27 protein-coding genes are annotated in these 17,779 nt (G+C 44.7%); 19 read left to right on the top strand and 8 right to left on the bottom strand.

Features of this window, described 5'->3' with window-relative positions; translation table 11 throughout:
* Positions 1-83: 83 nt before the first annotated feature.
* From BRC29_03555 to BRC29_03545, 3 genes are read left to right on the top strand one after another with little or no spacing between them, the layout of a single operon-like run.
* Positions 84-1,268 carry a hypothetical protein gene (locus BRC29_03555; GenBank protein ID PSG99176.1) on the top strand — a complete coding sequence of 395 codons (1,185 nt, stop codon included), beginning with the start codon at positions 84-86 and terminating at the stop codon, positions 1,266-1,268.
* 41 nt (positions 1,269-1,309) lie between these two features.
* The gene (locus BRC29_03550; GenBank protein ID PSG99175.1) at positions 1,310-1,615 is read left to right on the top strand and encodes a 2Fe-2S ferredoxin; all 306 of its coding nucleotides are present in this window, start codon (positions 1,310-1,312) and stop codon (positions 1,613-1,615) included.
* A gap of 43 nt (positions 1,616-1,658) precedes the next feature.
* The gene (locus tag BRC29_03545) at positions 1,659-2,798 is read left to right on the top strand and encodes a hypothetical protein (protein PSG99174.1); all 1,140 of its coding nucleotides are present in this window, start codon (positions 1,659-1,661) and stop codon (positions 2,796-2,798) included.
* A 276-nt stretch (positions 2,799-3,074) separates the two neighbouring features.
* Here the strand turns inward: BRC29_03545 and BRC29_03540 are convergent, their stop codons facing one another.
* Positions 3,075-3,551: a hypothetical protein gene (locus tag BRC29_03540; GenBank protein PSG99173.1), complete on the bottom strand. Its 477-nt coding sequence runs from the start codon at positions 3,549-3,551 to the stop codon at positions 3,075-3,077.
* Between BRC29_03540 and BRC29_03535 the strand changes: the two genes are divergently transcribed.
* The 3 genes from BRC29_03535 (at position 3,550) to BRC29_03525 (ending at position 5,159) form a co-directional block, all read left to right on the top strand.
* Positions 3,550-3,747, top strand: a complete 198-nt coding sequence (locus BRC29_03535; GenBank protein ID PSG99172.1) for a hypothetical protein — start codon at positions 3,550-3,552, stop codon at positions 3,745-3,747. The two genes, BRC29_03540 and BRC29_03535, sit on opposite strands and share 2 nt — an antisense overlap.
* 119 nt (positions 3,748-3,866) lie before the next feature.
* Positions 3,867-4,469: a hypothetical protein gene (locus BRC29_03530; protein PSG99171.1), complete on the top strand. Its 603-nt coding sequence runs from the start codon at positions 3,867-3,869 to the stop codon at positions 4,467-4,469.
* A gap of 87 nt (positions 4,470-4,556) precedes the next feature.
* The gene (locus BRC29_03525) at positions 4,557-5,159 is read left to right on the top strand and encodes a superoxide dismutase (GenBank protein ID PSG99170.1); all 603 of its coding nucleotides are present in this window, start codon (positions 4,557-4,559) and stop codon (positions 5,157-5,159) included.
* A gap of 245 nt (positions 5,160-5,404) precedes the next feature.
* Here BRC29_03525 and BRC29_03520 read toward each other — a convergent pair whose 3' ends face one another.
* The gene (locus BRC29_03520; protein PSG99169.1) at positions 5,405-6,253 is read right to left on the bottom strand and encodes a hypothetical protein; all 849 of its coding nucleotides are present in this window, start codon (positions 6,251-6,253) and stop codon (positions 5,405-5,407) included.
* Positions 6,254-6,304: 51 nt separating this feature from the next.
* Here BRC29_03520 and BRC29_03515 point away from each other — a divergent pair, with 51 nt between their 5' ends.
* The gene (locus BRC29_03515; protein PSG99168.1) at positions 6,305-8,089 is read left to right on the top strand and encodes a hypothetical protein; all 1,785 of its coding nucleotides are present in this window, start codon (positions 6,305-6,307) and stop codon (positions 8,087-8,089) included.
* Positions 8,090-8,152: 63 nt separating this feature from the next.
* Positions 8,153-9,226, top strand: coding sequence for a hypothetical protein (locus BRC29_03510; GenBank protein ID PSG99167.1), 1,074 nt, complete (start codon positions 8,153-8,155; stop codon positions 9,224-9,226).
* Positions 9,227-9,550: 324 nt separating this feature from the next.
* Here BRC29_03510 and BRC29_03505 read toward each other — a convergent pair whose 3' ends face one another.
* Entirely contained in the window at positions 9,551-9,982 is a 432-nt protein-coding gene (locus BRC29_03505) for a hypothetical protein (protein PSG99166.1), read from the bottom strand.
* 165 nt (positions 9,983-10,147) lie between these two features.
* Between BRC29_03505 and BRC29_03500 the strand changes: the two genes are divergently transcribed.
* The 8 genes from BRC29_03500 to BRC29_03465 all read left to right on the top strand — a co-directional run bounded on the left by BRC29_03500 (position 10,148) and on the right by BRC29_03465 (position 12,861).
* Complete coding sequence (locus BRC29_03500) at positions 10,148-10,429, top strand: hypothetical protein (GenBank protein ID PSG99165.1); 282 nt, start codon at positions 10,148-10,150, stop codon at positions 10,427-10,429.
* The gene (locus BRC29_03495; GenBank protein PSG99164.1) at positions 10,429-10,623 is read left to right on the top strand and encodes a hypothetical protein; all 195 of its coding nucleotides are present in this window, start codon (positions 10,429-10,431) and stop codon (positions 10,621-10,623) included. The genes BRC29_03500 and BRC29_03495 overlap by 1 nt, the downstream gene beginning before the upstream one ends.
* 159 nt (positions 10,624-10,782) lie before the next feature.
* Entirely contained in the window at positions 10,783-11,019 is a 237-nt protein-coding gene (locus BRC29_03490; protein ID PSG99163.1) for a hypothetical protein, read from the top strand.
* Positions 11,019-11,267, top strand: coding sequence for a hypothetical protein (locus BRC29_03485; protein PSG99162.1), 249 nt, complete (start codon positions 11,019-11,021; stop codon positions 11,265-11,267). Before BRC29_03490 ends, BRC29_03485 begins: the two co-directional genes overlap by 1 nt.
* 121 nt (positions 11,268-11,388) lie before the next feature.
* On the top strand, positions 11,389-11,601 hold the full coding sequence (locus BRC29_03480; GenBank protein ID PSG99161.1) for a hypothetical protein: 213 nt from the start codon (positions 11,389-11,391) through the stop codon (positions 11,599-11,601).
* The gene (locus BRC29_03475; GenBank protein PSG99160.1) at positions 11,598-12,227 is read left to right on the top strand and encodes a hypothetical protein; all 630 of its coding nucleotides are present in this window, start codon (positions 11,598-11,600) and stop codon (positions 12,225-12,227) included. The genes BRC29_03480 and BRC29_03475 overlap by 4 nt, the downstream gene beginning before the upstream one ends.
* Positions 12,227-12,505 carry a hypothetical protein gene (locus BRC29_03470; GenBank protein ID PSG99159.1) on the top strand — a complete coding sequence of 93 codons (279 nt, stop codon included), beginning with the start codon at positions 12,227-12,229 and terminating at the stop codon, positions 12,503-12,505. The genes BRC29_03475 and BRC29_03470 overlap by 1 nt, the downstream gene beginning before the upstream one ends.
* The gene (locus BRC29_03465; protein PSG99158.1) at positions 12,502-12,861 is read left to right on the top strand and encodes a hypothetical protein; all 360 of its coding nucleotides are present in this window, start codon (positions 12,502-12,504) and stop codon (positions 12,859-12,861) included. The genes BRC29_03470 and BRC29_03465 overlap by 4 nt, the downstream gene beginning before the upstream one ends.
* A gap of 155 nt (positions 12,862-13,016) precedes the next feature.
* Here the strand turns inward: BRC29_03465 and BRC29_03460 are convergent, their stop codons facing one another.
* From BRC29_03460 to BRC29_03440, 5 genes are all read right to left on the bottom strand, one after another.
* A complete protein-coding gene (locus BRC29_03460) occupies positions 13,017-13,874 on the bottom strand; it encodes a hypothetical protein (GenBank protein PSG99157.1) in 858 nt (285 codons plus the stop codon).
* 9 nt (positions 13,875-13,883) lie between these two features.
* Positions 13,884-14,306, bottom strand: a complete 423-nt coding sequence (locus tag BRC29_03455) for a hypothetical protein (protein PSG99156.1) — start codon at positions 14,304-14,306, stop codon at positions 13,884-13,886.
* Between the two features lie 9 nt (positions 14,307-14,315).
* Positions 14,316-15,074: a hypothetical protein gene (locus BRC29_03450; protein PSG99155.1), complete on the bottom strand. Its 759-nt coding sequence runs from the start codon at positions 15,072-15,074 to the stop codon at positions 14,316-14,318.
* A 91-nt stretch (positions 15,075-15,165) separates the two neighbouring features.
* On the bottom strand, positions 15,166-15,744 hold the full coding sequence (locus BRC29_03445) for a hypothetical protein (GenBank protein PSG99154.1): 579 nt from the start codon (positions 15,742-15,744) through the stop codon (positions 15,166-15,168).
* On the bottom strand, positions 15,734-15,934 hold the full coding sequence (locus tag BRC29_03440) for a hypothetical protein (protein ID PSG99153.1): 201 nt from the start codon (positions 15,932-15,934) through the stop codon (positions 15,734-15,736). The genes BRC29_03445 and BRC29_03440 overlap by 11 nt, the downstream gene beginning before the upstream one ends.
* A 123-nt stretch (positions 15,935-16,057) precedes the next feature.
* Here BRC29_03440 and BRC29_03435 point away from each other — a divergent pair, with 123 nt between their 5' ends.
* The 3 genes from BRC29_03435 to BRC29_03425 all read left to right on the top strand — a co-directional run bounded on the left by BRC29_03435 (position 16,058) and on the right by BRC29_03425 (position 17,774).
* On the top strand, positions 16,058-16,426 hold the full coding sequence (locus tag BRC29_03435) for a hypothetical protein (GenBank protein ID PSG99152.1): 369 nt from the start codon (positions 16,058-16,060) through the stop codon (positions 16,424-16,426).
* 151 nt (positions 16,427-16,577) lie between these two features.
* The gene (locus BRC29_03430; protein PSG99151.1) at positions 16,578-17,138 is read left to right on the top strand and encodes a hypothetical protein; all 561 of its coding nucleotides are present in this window, start codon (positions 16,578-16,580) and stop codon (positions 17,136-17,138) included.
* 105 nt (positions 17,139-17,243) lie between these two features.
* Positions 17,244-17,774, top strand: coding sequence for a hypothetical protein (locus BRC29_03425; GenBank protein PSG99150.1), 531 nt, complete (start codon positions 17,244-17,246; stop codon positions 17,772-17,774).
* The last annotated feature ends 5 nt before the right edge of the window (positions 17,775-17,779 follow it).

Here is a 17,779-nt window from a genome sequence, read left to right as displayed (position 1 = left end):
TTCATACTTTTTGCTCGGAATTTTTTATATTGGAGCAGTTTACTGACAGGGATTTTTAACTTAACCTTACAGAATTGAAACATATGGATCAGTCGACTCTTAGACTTGGTTTTCTTGTTGGCATGATTGGCCTGATATTTTTGCTGCTTTACAAGGATAGGGAAAACGTTGAGCGAGCAGGAATAATGTTTTATCGGAGGACCGGGAAAGGCCTTGACCTGATCGACAGGATTGCGAAGAAGTTTCCTCGTTTCTGGAATGTTTATTCTTGGGGAGGTATTCTGGCAGGGATTATTTCTATTCCTGCCATGCTTTACTTTGTGGCTAAGTTAGTCCATAAGGTAGTTTCGACCGGTGAGCCTTCAAGCGGGGCTGGTCTGGTATATCCAAGTACAGCCAGTACTGTTACACAGAGTCCCGGTGCAATAGGTGTCCCTGCTGAGTACTGGTTCATCTCTATAGCAGTTCTGATGGTTGTACACGAGCTTTCACACGGCATAATTGCCCGTGCTCAAGACTTTGAAATAAACTCTGTCGGTGTTATTGTTTTGGGCGTTATACCTGGTGCGTTTGTGGAGCCGAAAGGAAGCGGCCTACCTGGAAATGAAAGCGATGAAGGAAAACCTCATGGTGCCTGGAATGAGGGAGACTGGATATCGAACATCAAAGTTCTTGCAGCAGGAAGCTGGGCAAACTATCTCACTGCCGGAGTATTCCTGGTTCTGGCGATTGGCTTAACCGGGGCCTTAACGCATTCAAACGGCGTTGTTTATCAGGCACAGGAGGAGTATCCTGCCGCCACTGCAGGGATGACAAACGGTACCTTGACCGGCATTGATAATTACACTGTTAGAAGCATAGAAGACGTTCAGCGCGCAACTGAAGATCTTGACCCGGGAGAATCTGTAGTTCTGAGAACTTCAGAAGGAAACTTCTCTGTCACGGCTGCAGAGAGGGAAGGATATGAAGGAGGTTATATAGGAATTCAGTTCGTTCAGCTGGATACCGAATATAATGAAAGCGTCAAAGGTTTCTCGGGCTTTCTGGGCTGGTTTTTAGGACTTTTCAGAGTTATCGCGTTCCTGAATCTAGGTATTGGATTGTTTAATATGTTGCCGGCTAAGCCTCTTGATGGCGGCCATATTTTAGAGGCAGTAGTAGAGAGAGTCATTGGTGAGGACGCAAAAAGCTATGTGAATGCCTGGTCCGGAATTGCTTTACTGTCCTTGATAATGGTCTTGGTCTACAGTGTTGCAGTCTCTCTGTAGTATCCAGTCCTTTCTTAATTATCAACCCTCCCAAAAATACCATGACACATACGATTGAAGTAGTAGATAGAGACGAGGAGGTTGAGGCAGAAGACGGTCAGGATGTTCTAAATGCCTTACTTGAAGGCGGTGTGGATTGGATGCATGCATGTGGTGGTTTCTGCAACTGTACAACCTGTAGGATTAAGATAGAGGAAGGATCGGAGAATATCTCAGATATGGAGGAAGATGAGAAAAATACTCTGCGGCGGTTTCAAGGAGAGGAGATTCTCGATGGTTCTTTTCGTTTATCCTGCCAGGTGAAGGTCTACGGTGATATAGAGATATCAGAGCCGGAATGGTATTGAGAGACAGCAGAAGTTTTTAATCTTTCGGAAACCAGGATTAATTATGCTGATCTCAAGGAAAATTCTGGCTGTTATCGGTGTAATAGTTCTGGCGGGAGCCGGTATAGCCCTTGCTGTAGATAAACCTGAGTATGGCTTGGAAGATAGAGGCGACTGGGCGAATACAACCGAAGAATCTGTCGGTGTTAGGAGCGAAGGATTTGTTCGGAACCCTAACTCATTTGATATCAATATTTCCTCATTGAACATTGCTTACAGACTTAAAATGAATGGTATAGAGCTGGCAAAAGGCGGTAAGGAAGGACTGAATATAGCTGCTGAAGATAATAATACTGTAGGTGTTCAGACTGAGCTTGATCCTGAAAAGGTACCGGAATGGTGGGTTCAACACATGAACAACGATGAGGTATCGGAGCTAGAAGTTCCCTTTAGCATTGATCTTGAGATCCTTGGAAAGCCTATTAGCGTTGATGGAATAACCTATACAGACTCTGTTGAGACCGACCTTGAGTCAAAGATGGATAAGGCTATCAGCCAGGTCAAGGGAACATATTCTTGGAGTCCGACCTCTGCAGAGATTTCGAACACGGAGATAGAGATTGTAGATGGTTCAGCCAAGTTTGGAAAAGTTACGGAAGAAACCACGCCGCTACTTGTCACATTTGAGATCAGGAATCCTAACGAATACCCGATTCCAACACCGCAGTTCCACGGAGAACTGATTATGAACTCAGTGGAAGTAGCGAAATGGCAGGCAAATGAGGTAGCTGTTTCGAAAGCTCCGGGGAATGGGGCTATTCCACCTGGGGAAACCCGAGAAATAAAGCTCCGGGTAGATATGGCCAACGAGAGAATCGATGACTGGTTTGTAAGCCACGCATCCCAGAGTGAACAGACATCAGGTGAAATAAATCTCCGACTTGGCTTTGATATTGCGGAACAGAATTTCCAGATACCGAAGAACGGAGATCTGAGCTGTGATTTCAGTTTACAGACAGGTATACTGGTAGACGACCAGGAAACAGCATCCGAGTTTGAAGGCTGTGAGGAAGAATCACTTGGTCTTGGTTCCGGAGACTCTAATGAATCCAATACGATAAATGACACAGACGATTTACTCCAAAATAAATCCGGAGATAAACCAAACAGTTCAGACAACTCTTCAACTGGAAATCTGTACTAGTAAAGAAAGGAATGATGGAAATGATGTGTTGGAGTTGTGGCTCGGAAATGGAGAAGTATGTAGCATGTGAGCTCAGATGCCGTGAATGCGGATTTATAAGAGACTGTTCCGATCCCTGAATCTACTTATTCTTCCATACAGCGGTTGCAAAGCCCGAACATCGTCAGTTTGCTACATCCTTTTTTAACACATTTTCTTGTCATTTAAATCACTCGTTTCTTTTACCGAACCGGTTCCAGGTTTCAAGCATGAATGCGATTCTGCACATAAGATCACCTAAGCAGTTTTGTCGACCTTAACCCTGTCGCCATTCTCTAGATCAAGTTTTGAGCGCAATCTGAACTCGCTGCATATTTCTACGACATTTTCTCCATATCTTGTGAGATCGGGTTCAATTAAACAGCATTTTATACCCTCTACTTTGACATGATAGAGGTTCATTCCTCCAAATTCTTTTCCATTTTTCTCAAAACCTTCCATTTTGTCTTTTTTTGTATTTTTCTTCAATTTCTTTATCTCTTCAGGTTTTCCCTGTAAGTTTAGTGTCCCTGGGAATGGTTTGAAGGAGGTTTTTTCAACGATAAATTCGGAGTATTCCTTTATCTGAAGAAATTCTGATGCTTTTCCCTCACCAGAGAATACTTTTCCTTCCACACAGTTAGAAGAGGTTATACATTTAAACAAAATGTTGTTGTCATCACAAAATAGTGAAAGATTATTAAGTTTTGGGGTCAAAAGTGTGTTTGTCACCATGGATAATTGTAAAGTTTGTGGAAGAACGACCGAAGAACTCGAGGAAGAGTTCGGAAACAGAGCTGAGATCACAGAGCATCAAGACATGAACAAATGCACGAAATGCATAAGAGAGTATAACGCAGAGACACAGGGAGACAGAGATACTGAAGATGAACTTGACAGCAATGACTGGAAAGACAAGGTAATGGCTTGAGCAGCCTATTTTATTATCCCCTGTGAAGTTTCTTAGCGGAGCTCCAAAGATAAAGAAATACTGTCGATTAGCCCTAGCTACGCCCAATTTATAAAAGGGTTTTATGGATAATATTTCATATGTCTGATGACTATAGCGAACTTGTCGATCAGAATGTCGATGAAACAAAAGAAGCAATCAGAGAACTCGAAGATCCAGACTACAAAGAACTTCTTGCAGCAGAGAAAGTAGGTAGAGACAGGAAAACAATCAAGGGATTCCTAGATAAAAAAATTGAGGATGCTGAAGATGAGGTAGTAGAGGATATAGAAAATGAAACTGAAGGAGGATTCCTCGGGGGATTTGAAAGAGATAAAATTCTAGTAGGAGGAGTACTAGCGGGGGTGTTGATTGGCCTAGTGGCAGGGTTCGCATTTAATACTGCGGACAGCGCGTCACAGTCAGAAGTGAGAGACTCCCTACAGCAATTCTATGAGGTATCAGGTAACTCTCCTGAAAGCATCAGTGTAAGGGATAAAAATGGAATGCATTATGCAACCGTCAACATCTCACAGGAGATTGAGAACGGAACACAGACATCTTCACAGAGCTTTTATGTCTCACCCGACGGAGAACTTCTGTTCCCAGAAGTGCAGAGTCCGTTCCTAACCAACCCATATGAGGTGGACGATCTGATCGAACAGGCACAGCAACAAGAGCCTTCCGGAAACACAACACAGTGAGGAAGGCACCAACATTTTTCCAATCTTTTTTTCTTCCCCCAAAATGTTAAGTCAACATTTTCACAAATAATATCTAGGTGATTGAAAATGACAGAATACAAACTACTAGAACTACCATACGAATACGACGCACTAACCCCTCATATCTCAGAGCAGGTGATGAAATGGCATCATGACGTCCATAACCAAGGCTATGTAGATGGGGCGAACAACGCAGAGGAGAAACTTAGAAGGCAAAGAGAAAACAATGATTTCTCGTCAACTGGATCAATCCTTAACAGCTTTACACATAACTTCTGTGGAAACTTCCTGCATCAAATCTTCTGGAATAATATGAGTCCAGAAGGTGGAGGTGAACCGGAAGGAGAACTGATGCAGAAGATTGAGAAAGACTTCGGAAGCTATGGAAACTGGAAGAAGGAATTCAAAGCCGCAGCATCCAGCGCCTCAGGATGGGCACTATTGGTATATATTCCACGAGAAAACGAACTACACAATGTGGCAGTGGATCAACATGATGAGGGAGCGGTCTGGGGAGCGCACCCGGTTCTCGCAGTTGATGTATGGGAGCATAGCTACTACCACGACTACGGTCCTGACAGAGGCGACTTTGTAGATAACATCTTTGAGTTGATCAACTGGAGCGATGTACAGAACCGATACAACGAGGTCTCTGGAACTTTCAGCTAGAAAAATTCCTACTTCATCTTTCCTTTTCTTACCATGACTGTTAGCCTTATCGTAACACGGTTTACTTTAAATGCCAGGACAGAGAAATAGGTCTCGGGAGGGAAAAATTCAATGGAACTTGAACTACAGGTGCTAACCTCTATACCTGTCGAAATAGAGGACGAAGAAACACCTGAACATCTGACAGCAGAAAGCACAGCATAAATCTAGAACTGGTGTGTCTTTCCAACTTCATACATTTCTTTTCAAACCAAGAGCAGCCGCAGCCCTATCACCAAAAACAAAAGTAAAACGAGTTCCTTATGCAGCTCATTAGAATTTTCCTCACCGATATACTTTCCTATATTTACACCAATAAAGACGGGAATCGATGCCATTGCTGATAGGTAGAGAATACTTGACTCTGTATAATATCCCAGGTAATACGAAAATCCGATCCTGACAATGGATATTAGAAGAAAAACAAATCCAAGGATGCCCAAAAATTTTTTCCTTGGAAGTTCAAGATACTCAAAATAGATCACAATAAGTGCACCTATGCTTGTAGATCCAAATATGAAACCGCCTAAGGATCCCAACAGAAATGCAAGAAAACTCCTAACTTTACCCGGAATTTGATGAAAATAGGTCAGATGAAGATTCAATCCTCTAAACTTCACTACCGAGTAAAGAACCATTATAGTCCCAATAATCGGAGATAAAAGATTTGAAGAAACTGTTCCGAGAAAAAACATTCCTAAAACTGTGCCTCCAAGTATTGAAGAAATCAGCACTCTGTTATTAGATACCAGGTTTTCCATCGTATCTGGTTCCACTTCCCTCACTAGAGACATATTTGATACCATGACAGGAATAATCATCAGTATAACAGCCTCTTGAGGTGACAATATCAAGCTAATCAGGCTGACACCTATAATAGCCTCACCGAATCCCACTAAGCCCTTGATAAGACCCGCAAATATCAGGATGCAAAAAATAACAACAAACTCCATATGAAATAGAACGCAAACCTTCTCTAAATAACTTGGACATGAAGAGTAAATATTACAGCGCGGAGCCCGGGATTTGAACCCGACCCTTTCTAACCGATTCATAGGAACCGGAACTAACCTTCGAAGATCTTCGAAGGGAACCTTCGAACCCCTATGGAGAACCTCCCTGAAGAAGTAACCAAATCCCAGGCCGAGGCTCTGAAAGTATTATGGGATAATAAAGGGGAGATAGTGACTTCCAGGAAGGTAGCTCAGGAAAGGGATACTACGGAGAGAGCTGCCGAGGGCCTTCTGAAAAGGATGGCTCCAGATCTTATAACCATCGATGATTCTGGGAACTCGAACATCTATACCTTCTCAGATACGGGCCGAGAGATAGCTGAAGAGATGTTCGAAGATGCTACCCCCTATGGTAACTCAAATGTTCGAATGGATGTTCGAAGGAGTTCTTCTGAAGGATCGAAAAGATTACACGGAGTAACTATTCAGGCCCAGGTTCAGGGCTCTTCGATGCTCCCTGATGAATGGTATGGAGTTCTTCAGGAGAAGGAGGATGTTTCCTGGATCTCTACTCAGGATAACGATTACCAGATGGCCAGAGATATTTGGATCCTTCGATTCCATAAGGATGCGGTTACTTTCCAGCTGAGGAAGGACTGTAGTATCAGAGGAACCTCAAGTTCTAAGCTGATCAGGAAGCTACATCAGAAGACCGAAAAGATTTCTTCCTGGATAGAGGATGTAGCTGGGGTTTCTCTTCAATGTAGATACTTCATCAATCGGGCGGAACTGGCGTTTGAGAATCTTCCAGAGGCTCAGCTAGCTGATGATCTTCCTGGTATCCCTCTCTCCCGATTCAAAACTATAGATCCGGATCTTCAGGAACAGGTTTTCAAGCTTGATGCTTCTCCTGGTTTCCCTGAAGGTGAGGCTCAAGGCCCTAACTTTGAACGTATTGCTCAGGCTTTAGAGGCCCAGCAACAGCAGTATGCGGTTAATTATCAGGCCCATGAAAACAGGATAGACTTCGAGAATACTATGGAGCAGGAAGGCCTAGATGGCTCCCAAGCTGTTCAGGAGATCCAGAAGGTTTCTACTATACAGGAACAGATGGGAGAAACTGTAACAGAGGTAGAGAGCCTGGAGAAGAAAGTTTCTGATATGGAAACTCTTCTGGAGAATCAGGTTAAGACTACTAGGGAGCTCCAGGAAACTCGAAAGAGTGAGAAGAAAACCAGGGATGCTCTTATGGAACAGGTTAGAAGTGTGAATAACCTGGCTCAGAGTAATCAGGAGCTTCTTCAGGAGAATGTTCCTCAGCTTCATTCTACTCTGGAAGTGGTTCCGCATCAGACTCAATTGATCGAGAAGCTGGTTTCTAGGGTGGAGGAGATGGAAGAAAAGATAGAGAATATGGCCTCTTCAGAAGTTGAGGATCCGGTTTCCTCTGAGGAAGTAGGTGGATCTTCCCTTCCTGGCCAGGGTATGGAGGAGGAAGAAGGTAGGGAAACCAGGCTTAAGGTTCCTAATAAGGCTGAATTGGTGAGAATTGAGATTTCTACTTCTGATGATGGTTCTTCTGAGTCGATGTTTGAGGAGCTGCCGGAGTATGCTGTAGATCCTTCGATTCTGGAGAGGGGTTTCAGGTTCAAGGATCTTCGGGAAGATCTTCTTCTGGAGGTTCAGGAGATAGAGCTCCAGGAGAAAGATGATTCTTTCTTGGACATGGTTTCTGTTAGGGTGGCTGGAAGTTTCCGGATTTGGAATAAGATGCCTCGAAATGAGTTGGCTAGGCTTTTGGGAACTGGCAGGTTTGAGATCGTGGATCCTTCGGGTAGATCTTCGAGCTCCCAGGTAGAAGAGGAGGAGAGTGGTTCAGATGATTCTCTTATTGTGGAGGAGGATAGTTCTTCTGATTCGGATGCTTACTATTTCTAATGATCCATAAATTGTTTAATCATTAGGAAGTAATAACAAGATAAGGAGGCCTCCCTTTTCCTGATGAAATCCGATATATACGCAACGGATAGAAGAGTAGATAACTGTTTCAAACGCTTAGAGAAAAGCTCCTTATCAAGACACAATATCGAGCTCCTGGAGAAGTTTTACCGGGAGAAGATGGCCGGTTCCCAGGAACAGATCACGATCCAGGGAAACCTGGAATGTTTCAAGATTATCAGCCATCTTATCGATTTCCCGTTGGATCAGGCCTCTCGAGAAGATCTTATGGAGCTGGTAACCACGATAAACAGGGCTGAAGTTCATCCCAAAAGTGAAACCAGTCCATGGACTCTCTTGGATTACAAACGGGCTTTGAAGAATTTCTATAAGTGGTTCTACGATTCAGAGGATCCTCAGGTCATCGAGTTCATGTCGGTGTATATCCCTGATTCGAAGAAGCCCCGTGTAGAGCCTGAAGAACTTCTTAGTGTTCGAGATGCTGAGAGAATGATTAACTCGGCTTTGAATCCTCGAGATAAGGCCTTATTCGGTTTGCTCTGGGATACCGGGGCCAGGATTTCCGAGATCCTTAACCTGGATGTTCGAGATATTGACTTCCAGGATGAATTGATGGGAGTGAATATAAGACATGGGAAAGTAGGGCCGAGGAAGCTCTATACTGTAGAATCGATTCCACTGGTTAAAAACTGGTTACGGGAGCATCCTTCCCGGGATCCTGAGGATCCGTTGTTTACAATTCTTCAGTCTTCTCACGCAGCTGATGGGATTCGGAGGCAGAGTTACCGTTCGGCAGCTCAACAGCTTAACTCAGCTGCCTCCAGAACCTGTATCGTTGAGAAGAAACGGTGGAATCCTCACGGCTGGAGAAGAGCTCGTGCTACGGATATGGCCAGGAAGGGTATGAATCAGCCTTCGATGTGCCAGTTTTTTGGCTGGGTTCGGGGGAGCCAGGTTCCGAAGTATTATATCAGGTTGGCTCAGAGGGATTTAGAGAGATCGATCAGGAATTTGTATCCTGGCCTGGATCCTTTGGAGGATGATGGCCCTCGGTATCTAGGAGAGAATATTCCGTTGTATGATCAAACTGATCTGAGAGCTTACCAAGAAACTTGACCGATTCACTGATTTCGGGGTTCCAAGGTCTTGAAAAATTACCTTTAGAGGCTCTCTCTAAGGGGTGTTTCTTGAGAGGGCTGGATGAAGAGCCGAGATATGCCAACAAACACGTTCTTTTCTGAGAGCTCCCTGTTTTCCTGGGTTTTAGCTTCTAACAGTTTTTCCGGGAAAAATCACTTAATTGATCCCTGAAAACTAAGGTGGTATGGGAATACTTTCTGATAAGAAGGAGAAGGATCTGGCTCCTGAAGAAGTAGAGGATCAGATCGAGGAATCTGAGATGGAAGGAGGTCTCTTCGATCCTGAAGAAGAGTTCCTGGATTAAACCCAGAAAATTTCGAAGATCCAGGTAAGTAGGAATACCAGTAGGAAGGCTGGGAGCAGAGGTTCATCTTCCTCTTCGTATAGATTTGTTCTTCTGAGAGCCCAAGCTGTTCCTGGAATAAGTGTTACTAGGAAGATGAAAAAGGCCAGAAGATTAAGGCTGTAGGTTCCAGCTGCCAGGATCGGCATAACCAGGGCCTCTCCCTTATACCAGGCATCATACTTGACTCCGAGAGCTCCTCCTAGAGAGAAGATTCCTCCGAAGATAGCCAGGTAGAGAAGAAAATTGTTTCCAGCTACCAGGTAGCCGATCAATGCTGTTATCAGGGCTCCGGCCAGGAAGTGATATACTGGTATGGATCTCTTTTCGAGATCGTAGAGTGTTACGATGGCCAGGAAGATCAGGGCTGAGATCTGGATTTGATACATTCTGGGGAGGGCCTCCTGGGTAATTTTTTCTTGTAGGTTTGATTTCTATCTTTCGCCTTTCTGTTTTGTTAATGGTAATCTCTGAAACGGTTCTGACTATATAAAATATCGAAACATATAAGGGTTACAACTCCCCATTTCTGGATACGGAGGTCTCCCCCAACAATGGAAGACACATCTACGGACAGTTCTACCCAGACCCAGAATGGCCTAAAATCTGATGATATTCTTCTGAGAGCTGAGAAACAGGATGGTTCCTATTCTGATAGAGATGAATATATTCTCTACAGTTATGACGGAGGATTCGAGATAGTTTATGGAGAATCTATATCAGTTTCGGAGTTTGAGAAATTGAAGGATGAAGGAGAGATAGTTAAGTTCTCTGAGAATGATCTTTCCAATGTTTTAACCAAGCTCCTTAGAGAATCACCGGAGGGCATTTTCTGATGTCTTTCTCTGATCTTGAGAAGCTACAGGAGGAAGTAGAGGATTGTGGTACGTGTTGTGACGATGAGCTTTGTAAGAAGCATTTGATCAAGAGAACAGAAATCAAGAAGCGGGATGAAATGAGATCTGATCCTCAGAGGAATAGAGTAGGAGTTCGAGGGGATCCCACTCCTGATGCAGAGTATGGTGAGTAGAAATGCCTGAAGACGTTAATTTCTACCGATGCTGTATGTGCTTCCAGGTTCACGCTTTTCCGCACAAAGATGAAGAGGAGATAGAGGAATACTGTTTCGGCAGAAGATGTGATGATGGGAAGCAGAAGATGGAGAGAGTAGTTCCTAAAGGTGGTATAGATGGCTAAGACTCTTCAGTGTGAGAAGGTTGTTAAGAAGGAGTTTGATGGAGAGAAGAAGCCGGAGTTTCAGACTACTTGGAAGCCTGAGAATGAAGATGAAGAAGATGGAGTTTTCAAGGTTAAAACCTGGAGTACGGGCCGGATAGCTGAGAAGGATGATAAGGTAGCTTTGAAGGATCTATCAGATCTGATGGAGAAGGCTGAAGGCCAGGGAGATCTGGAGGAGTTTAGTTGATGGATAGAGAAGAGAAAAGCCTTCAGTATCAGGTTATGATGAAGGAGGCTTCTACCTCTCTCAACTTAGTAGCTATAGGATCTGTTTCTTCTCTGGTTATCGGCTTGGGAGTAGGAGTTTTGAAGGATCCTTGGATGGGCTTCTCGATCTTCTCCGTAGCCTGGTATCTGAAGGGCTGGAGCTTCAGGAAGATGGCTCAGGAAACAGGTAGAGTATGCCCTGAGTGCGGAGGCAGTGTTTTCCGATGATTACCTGTTCGATATGTGAGGAGGAGATCAAGGCAGAGGATGAAACAGCCTACAACTTCAGAAAAATCTTTCATCTTGATTGTATGGAAGAGTTCGAGGGAGATCTTGAGGAGCTGATAGAATGACTTTGCCCGAAGATCTAGAAATAGCTTCGGAGAAGGTTAGAGAGGCTCAAGATATTCTTGAAGGCCTTAAGGGGAGTTCAGGTGTTCGACATACGGATCCTGAGCTTTTGACTTCTCAGGAGCTGGAGGCTATTCGGAAAAGGTTGGATCTTCCTCATAATGATCTCCAGAAAGCTGTGGAAAGGCTTCAGGAGGCTGATTCTGAATGAAGGTAGCTGGTTATGTCCGTGTTTCTACTGAGAAGCAGAAGGAGGAAGGAGCTCACGAGAGGCAGAAGGAACAGCTGGAGAACTGGGCTTCCAGGAAGGATTACGATGTAGAGATCTTTATGGATGCTGGGATTTCTGGTCAGAAAAGGGAGAGAGAACAGTATCAGGAGATGATGGACTCCATCGAGGAATTTGATGCTGTAGTAGTTCGAGAGCTCTCCAGGATGGGCCGATCTCTGAAGAATTTGATCGAGGATATAGAGGAGCTGGGCAGGAAGGATACTGATTTCATCTCCCTATCTGAGAACCTGGATACCACTACGGCCCAGGGGAAGCTCCTGTTTCAGATTATGGGAGCCTTCTCAGAGTTCTACGCCAATAAGAAGAGAGAGGAAACACTGGCTATGATCGAGAGAAGAAAGGCTGAAGGGAAAAGTATCGGTAGGCCGAAGAAGCTCTCCCAGGAAGATCGAAGAGAGCTATACGAACTCTGGAAGGATAAAGATCTCTCCTACAGATCTCTTTCGAAGATCTTCGAGGATCGAGTTCCTGATCATTATGATGATGGGCTCGGAGCCTCTACAGTAAAACGCTACATCGAAGAGTTTCAGGAGGAGGATAACTGATGGAAGAAGAGTTCGATTCTGGGGAGATAAAAGCCTCTCTGATTGGAGGATTGATTCCTGGAGCTCTCTCTATTTCCTGGTTCTATATCGAGATCATGCCTATTTACAGGAAGCTTCCTACTCAGATCAGTCAGGAACAGGCTGCTCAGTTTACAGCTATTAACAGTCTTATTTTTCTCTCCGTGATCTTCATCTTCATCAATATGAAGCTGATGTCAGCTGGATCTACAGCTGGAAGGTACTACTATCATAGATCTTCGAATGGAGGTGATGAATGATTTCTGAAGAAGAGGAAGATCTTCCAGAGCCCTCTGATGAATTAACTAGGCCGGAGAAGTTTCTGGCTGAGAGATTAACTCCGTACAGGGTTTTCTGGATTAAGAGGATTACGAACCTGATCTTGATAGTTGCTTTTCTCTGGGCTGCCTGGCATCTTCAGGGAGTATTCCAGAACATAGAACAGCTTCAGGCCCAGCTGGATCAGTATGGATGCTCTGTTCTCAGGGATAAGGTCGGCTCTGAAGTATTTGGATCCGGAGCTACGCCTGGGAACTATACCAACTACTCAGCTACGAACCAAACTCCTGAAGTTTTCGAGAACTACTCTGGTAACCACAGTTATCCCACTAAATAACATCGTCTTCTCGAGGCCTCAATCCCTTCGAAAAGGGCCGGAGGGGGCCTGTTCCCCCTTGCCCTCGGCCTCGCCCGTGCCCGTGCGTACGTGTAAACCATTGTATAGGATATTCCTTATTCTCCGTGTGTGACGATATTCCAAATCTTTATGAATTACTCAGATCTGTTTAGGCCTAGATCTCTCTCAACGACTGCTTTAACTTTGTTCGATTTCCGGCCTCCTATATCGAAGTCATACTCGATTAGTTCCTTCTTGATATATTTTCTATCTCCGTAGGTATCGATGTAATCCTCTGATCGGTTCTTAACTATTCTGATGATCTGCCCGAGATCTATATCATCTTCTTCCTCTTCAGGATCTCGAATATCTCCTTCCTTCAAATCCTTATACTTCTCCCAGATCTCCGGCCAGGCCTGTTCCGGATTATTCCAGGAAACGGAGAGAGCCGGATCAGGATATTTTACTTCATCAGAGCTCTTATCCGAAGATAGATCACTTTTCTTAATCTGGCTCTTATTCCAAAAAAGTGCGTAATGATAGGCATTGGAACCCATACCTTCTCTCATAGCTTTTCCAAGGGTTTTCATACGGTTCTTCCTGATCTTCTTATTCATCTCCATCCATACCGGGAAACATACGATGATGATCAGGTTCAGCTCCCGGCATTTCCTGAGAAACTTAACGATGCTCCGGCCCTCTGAAGTCATTGTATCGGTAGCCATCAGGTCATCTACTCCTTCATCGTAGATCAATACTCGGCCAGGCCCGAGCTCTCGAGCCTTTTCCTTAAAATCCTCTCCATTAAACGCTATCTGTTTCTCAGGATCGAACTGTTCTCCTTCGATTTCTATAGCTATAGCCTGAGCCAGACCCGATTTTCCGGATCCTTCTCCTCCTTCCAGACAGAACGGCCAGTCTTGATTTCCTTTCGAAGGATCTACTTCTTCCTGGATGTGTTCCAGGTTCTTCTTCAGGTTTTCAGGCAGTCCGGTATCAATGCTTGAAGCCATTTTATACCACTAGAATAGAAGTTCTTTTCCTTCTTCCCAGGATTCTTTTCGAGGAATATCGAGGCCGAGATCCATTCTCTTCTTATTGAGCTTTCTATCTATCTTCTCGAGATCCTGGAAGTGTTTCAGGTAAACCTTATCTCTCTTCCCAGGCTTATCCATAATTCTCTGAAGCTCTTGGATCTCTTCTTCGAACTTTTCAGCTCCCCATTCATCTTCTCCGGTTTCAGAATCTTCTGGAAGATAGATGTAGAGCTCCTGGAAAAGACTGTTCAGGTAGGTGTAGTAGGCTTTTACATTTTCCCGGGTTCTATCGTGTTTGGCCTGTTCGTAGGCATCTCGGAGCTTTGAGAGGATCTGGGCTATCTTTTTGATCCTTTCTTTCGCTATGTTCCATTCAAGCTCCTGGCTTTTCTTCTTCTGGCCTTTCATCAGCCCGTACTACCTCCTCAGATCCAGTTTGTTTCTGAACTGTAGGCCGAGAACAGGTATAAGGTTCTTATTGGCTTCTGTTACAGCTTCTCCCAGGTTGTTCATGCCCATGTAGATGGCTATGGCTCCTCCCAGGTTCATCATAGCTGCCAGGGCCAGGATCACTTTCTCGGCGTTTCTTTTCCACCAGCCTTCATCTTGTTCCCAAGAGAGCTTCAGATCCATAACTGTATTCTTCCCCCATCTCAGCCACTCCTGGTTATCCAGGGCTACATCCAGCTGGGCCTGAAGAGGCTCCAGATCCTCAAGTTCATTGATCTTTTCCTGAAATTCATCTTCCTTTATACCGAGCTCTGTTCCTTCAGGAAGCTGTTCTTTTATCTCCTCCAGCTTCTTCTTCGGATCCTCCAGGACTGAAGTAAAATCCTGGAGAGTGAAATCAGCCGGTAGATAGGTTCCCTTCTCAGGGCTGAGAAGGATTACCAGGGCTCCATCATCGGTATCATAGATCTGTTTGTAGGGAACTGGTTGAGTAGTTCCTCCTCCCTGGAGCTCAAACCTGGATTCCTGGGAAACAATATCTGAGGATTCAGCCTTTTCATCCAGTCTCCTGGCCCGATCTTTCTCTATATCTACATCGTTCTTGAACGGCTTTACGATCCAGGCCTCAGCTGGATAAGATTTTTTCTCTCGTTTTTTGAATGGAGCTTTTACGGCTCCTATGGCCTTCCTTCCTGGAAGTGTCGCATAGTGGGTGATTCTTCTCATAGTATCTCCTTTGGTTCGGTTATACCTTTTCTACAGGTTCTACAATCGCAAGTTGGAGGATGTTTTCCATCGAAAATCATTATTCCGGCCTCTAGCTGAAGGGGTTCCAGGAGGAACTGGAGTTCTCCTGATCTCCCTCGGTTCTGAAAACTTTTCTCTGGGTGGATTCTTCGTGGTGTTTCAATAATCGGGCATCTTGAGCCTTCTTCAGGTTGTTCATACAGGCATCGTTGAACGCCATAACGATGATAGAGGCATCTTCTGGATCCTGAATCTCATACTCTCGATGCTTAACGGCTATGGCTTTGGCTACTGCCTTCATAGTTTGGAATCCTTCCTGGGAAACATCTTTCCCTGAGAGGTTGGATCCGGCAGCTGTTTCACTTACTACAGGTTCTACTATAGCCCATAGATCTTCCAATCCCTGGCGGTTGATCAATGGTTCTACTCCTTCTTTGTCTACTAGTTCTTCTACCCATTCTCCTTTCTCTTCATCGTAGTATTCATTGATTTCCTTTCCGAGTAAGGTTCTCTTCAATCGGTTCTTTACGGTATCTGTTTTCTGTAGGCTTTCTGAGGCTGATTCGTCTTTTTCGGGTTGAGAGCTGGTTAGTTCTTTTACTGATTGGCTTTTTGCGTAGTTTTCCGCTGCTTTAGAGTCATCTGGCACTTATCATCTCCTCCATTGTTAGTTCCTGGAGCTCCTCCTTGATCATTTCATCAGGAACCTCTTCGGATTCGAACAGCCAGTCTAGAACTTCATCGAATGTTGGCTCAGAGCCTTCTTCATCGGTTAGAACGACTTTTGCGAGGTTCAGTTTCTTCTTATTTTTCGTAGAAACAGGGTCTATCGTTGGCATTGGGGGAGGCCTCCATAACTCTACAACTGTTTAACCCCTACTTTTCAAGATTCCCCTGATCCCGTTGAAATCCCAGGTATTCAAAGTTCCCTTTTATACCGGGAAACCTTCATTCTCTGGTAGGTGATTACTATTCAGGCCGTAGATGGTGCTCGACAGTTTGCCCACGATCAAGCCCAGAAGATGGGATCCGAGGTCAAGGGAGCGATCGGAAACGATTTGATCCAGATTGTAGCAGTAGTTGGATTCATAGCTCTCTTCGGTTCAGGTATTATCCTCGGACTTGAAGCAATGGCTGACGCTGTAGAACCTTCAGGAAATAACACATCTCAGGCCTATCAGTTCGTTCAGGACTCGATAGGAGCCTTTGATGTGGTTCCAGGGCTTCTGGAAGTGATCGTGGTATTCGGCTTCGTAGCTGTACTCATAGGACTCCTATGGTACGCTATGGGCCGGATGGGCCTCGGCCAGAGAATGAGAGGAGGACTGTAGAAAGGTCTTCTCTCTCAATCTGGGGCCCCAGAAACCCTTCTTTATTTTCTTCTATAATTTCCTTTGATAACTTGGATTACCGGGCTATCTGTGGTATTCGAAGTTCCCTTTTATACCGGGATACCTTCATTCTCTGGTAGGTGATCTCAGAATGCCGAAGATGGCAGCTAAAGACTTGATCAATGTTATAGCCGTAGTAGGGTTTATAGCTCTCTTCGGATCCGGAGTAGTTCTCGGCCTGGAAAGTATGGCCGATGCGGTAGATTACGATGTCAATTCAGTAACCAACGAGACCCACAACTCTTCGGGATCAGTTCCAGAAGCTATCCAAGTAGACAAGGTAGGAGAAGGCCTCGAACAGGATCAGGGAGTTTATCTCTATGATTCCTTCGATGGCTCTACCTATAAGCTGGATAGCTCGGAGTATTCAGTAACCCTTTCGAATGGAACCTACAACTTCGATACAGCTGATCTTGATGGAGATGGAAACGATGAAATCAACGCTACATCAGATGAATACCGTATAAGCTACGATTGGAAGGAGAAAACCCAGGCAGAAGGCTTCATCAATAAATCTATTGGAGCTTTCGATGTAGTTCCTGGCCTCTTGGAAGTGATCGTGGTATTCGGATTCGTGGCTGTATTGATCGGGCTTCTCTGGTATGCTGTAGGCCGACTCGGCCTAGGTAAGATGGGCCGTTCAGGGCTCTAAAAACCGGAGAGCCATTTCCCTCTCCTTCTTTTCTCTTTTTTCCGGGAAAAATAGTTTAAGCCCATCAGAACTAATTAGTTAATAAATAGGAGGCCTCCCCAGGAAATGAAATTTTCTCCAAATGTCCGAGGAAGTGTTAGAGATATTCCCTTTGTTCTGGTGCTAGTCTTTACTATAGCTATGAGTTCAGTAGTGGTTTACGGAGGTGTATCGGAGGCTCACGATTCCTTTCAGAGCCTCAACGAATCCAACGATTCCGATATTTCAGGGATCGGAAAAGCTACCGGTTTCATGGGAAGCGTTCTCGGAGTATTCACCCTGATCGATGCCGGAGCTATAATCCTTATCGGGGTTTTCTTCCTCGGAGCCATCTACTCAGCTCTTCAGGTAGATGCCTCGAAGATCTTCGCTATACCCAGCTTTCTCTTCCTATTAGCTTCCCTCTACCTGGCTGGTCTTCTGGGAGATACCTACTTCCTAGTAGCCGAACAATCCGCGTTGGTAAGCTGGTTCAACCAGTTTCCATTGACAGCTCGGGTATTCTCAAATTTCGGAGTGATTACAGGATCTCTGGGAGCTGTTCTCTTCATAGCTACCTATATCAAAACCCGGACAGTTCAGGAGGTAGGAATATGAAAGCA

The organism is Nanohaloarchaea archaeon SW_7_43_1 (assembly GCA_003009795.1).
In the GTDB taxonomy this organism is placed as follows: domain Archaea; phylum Nanohalarchaeota; class Nanosalinia; order Nanosalinales; family Nanosalinaceae; genus SW-4-43-9.
This window is presented reverse-complemented; position numbering and strand designations above follow the sequence as displayed.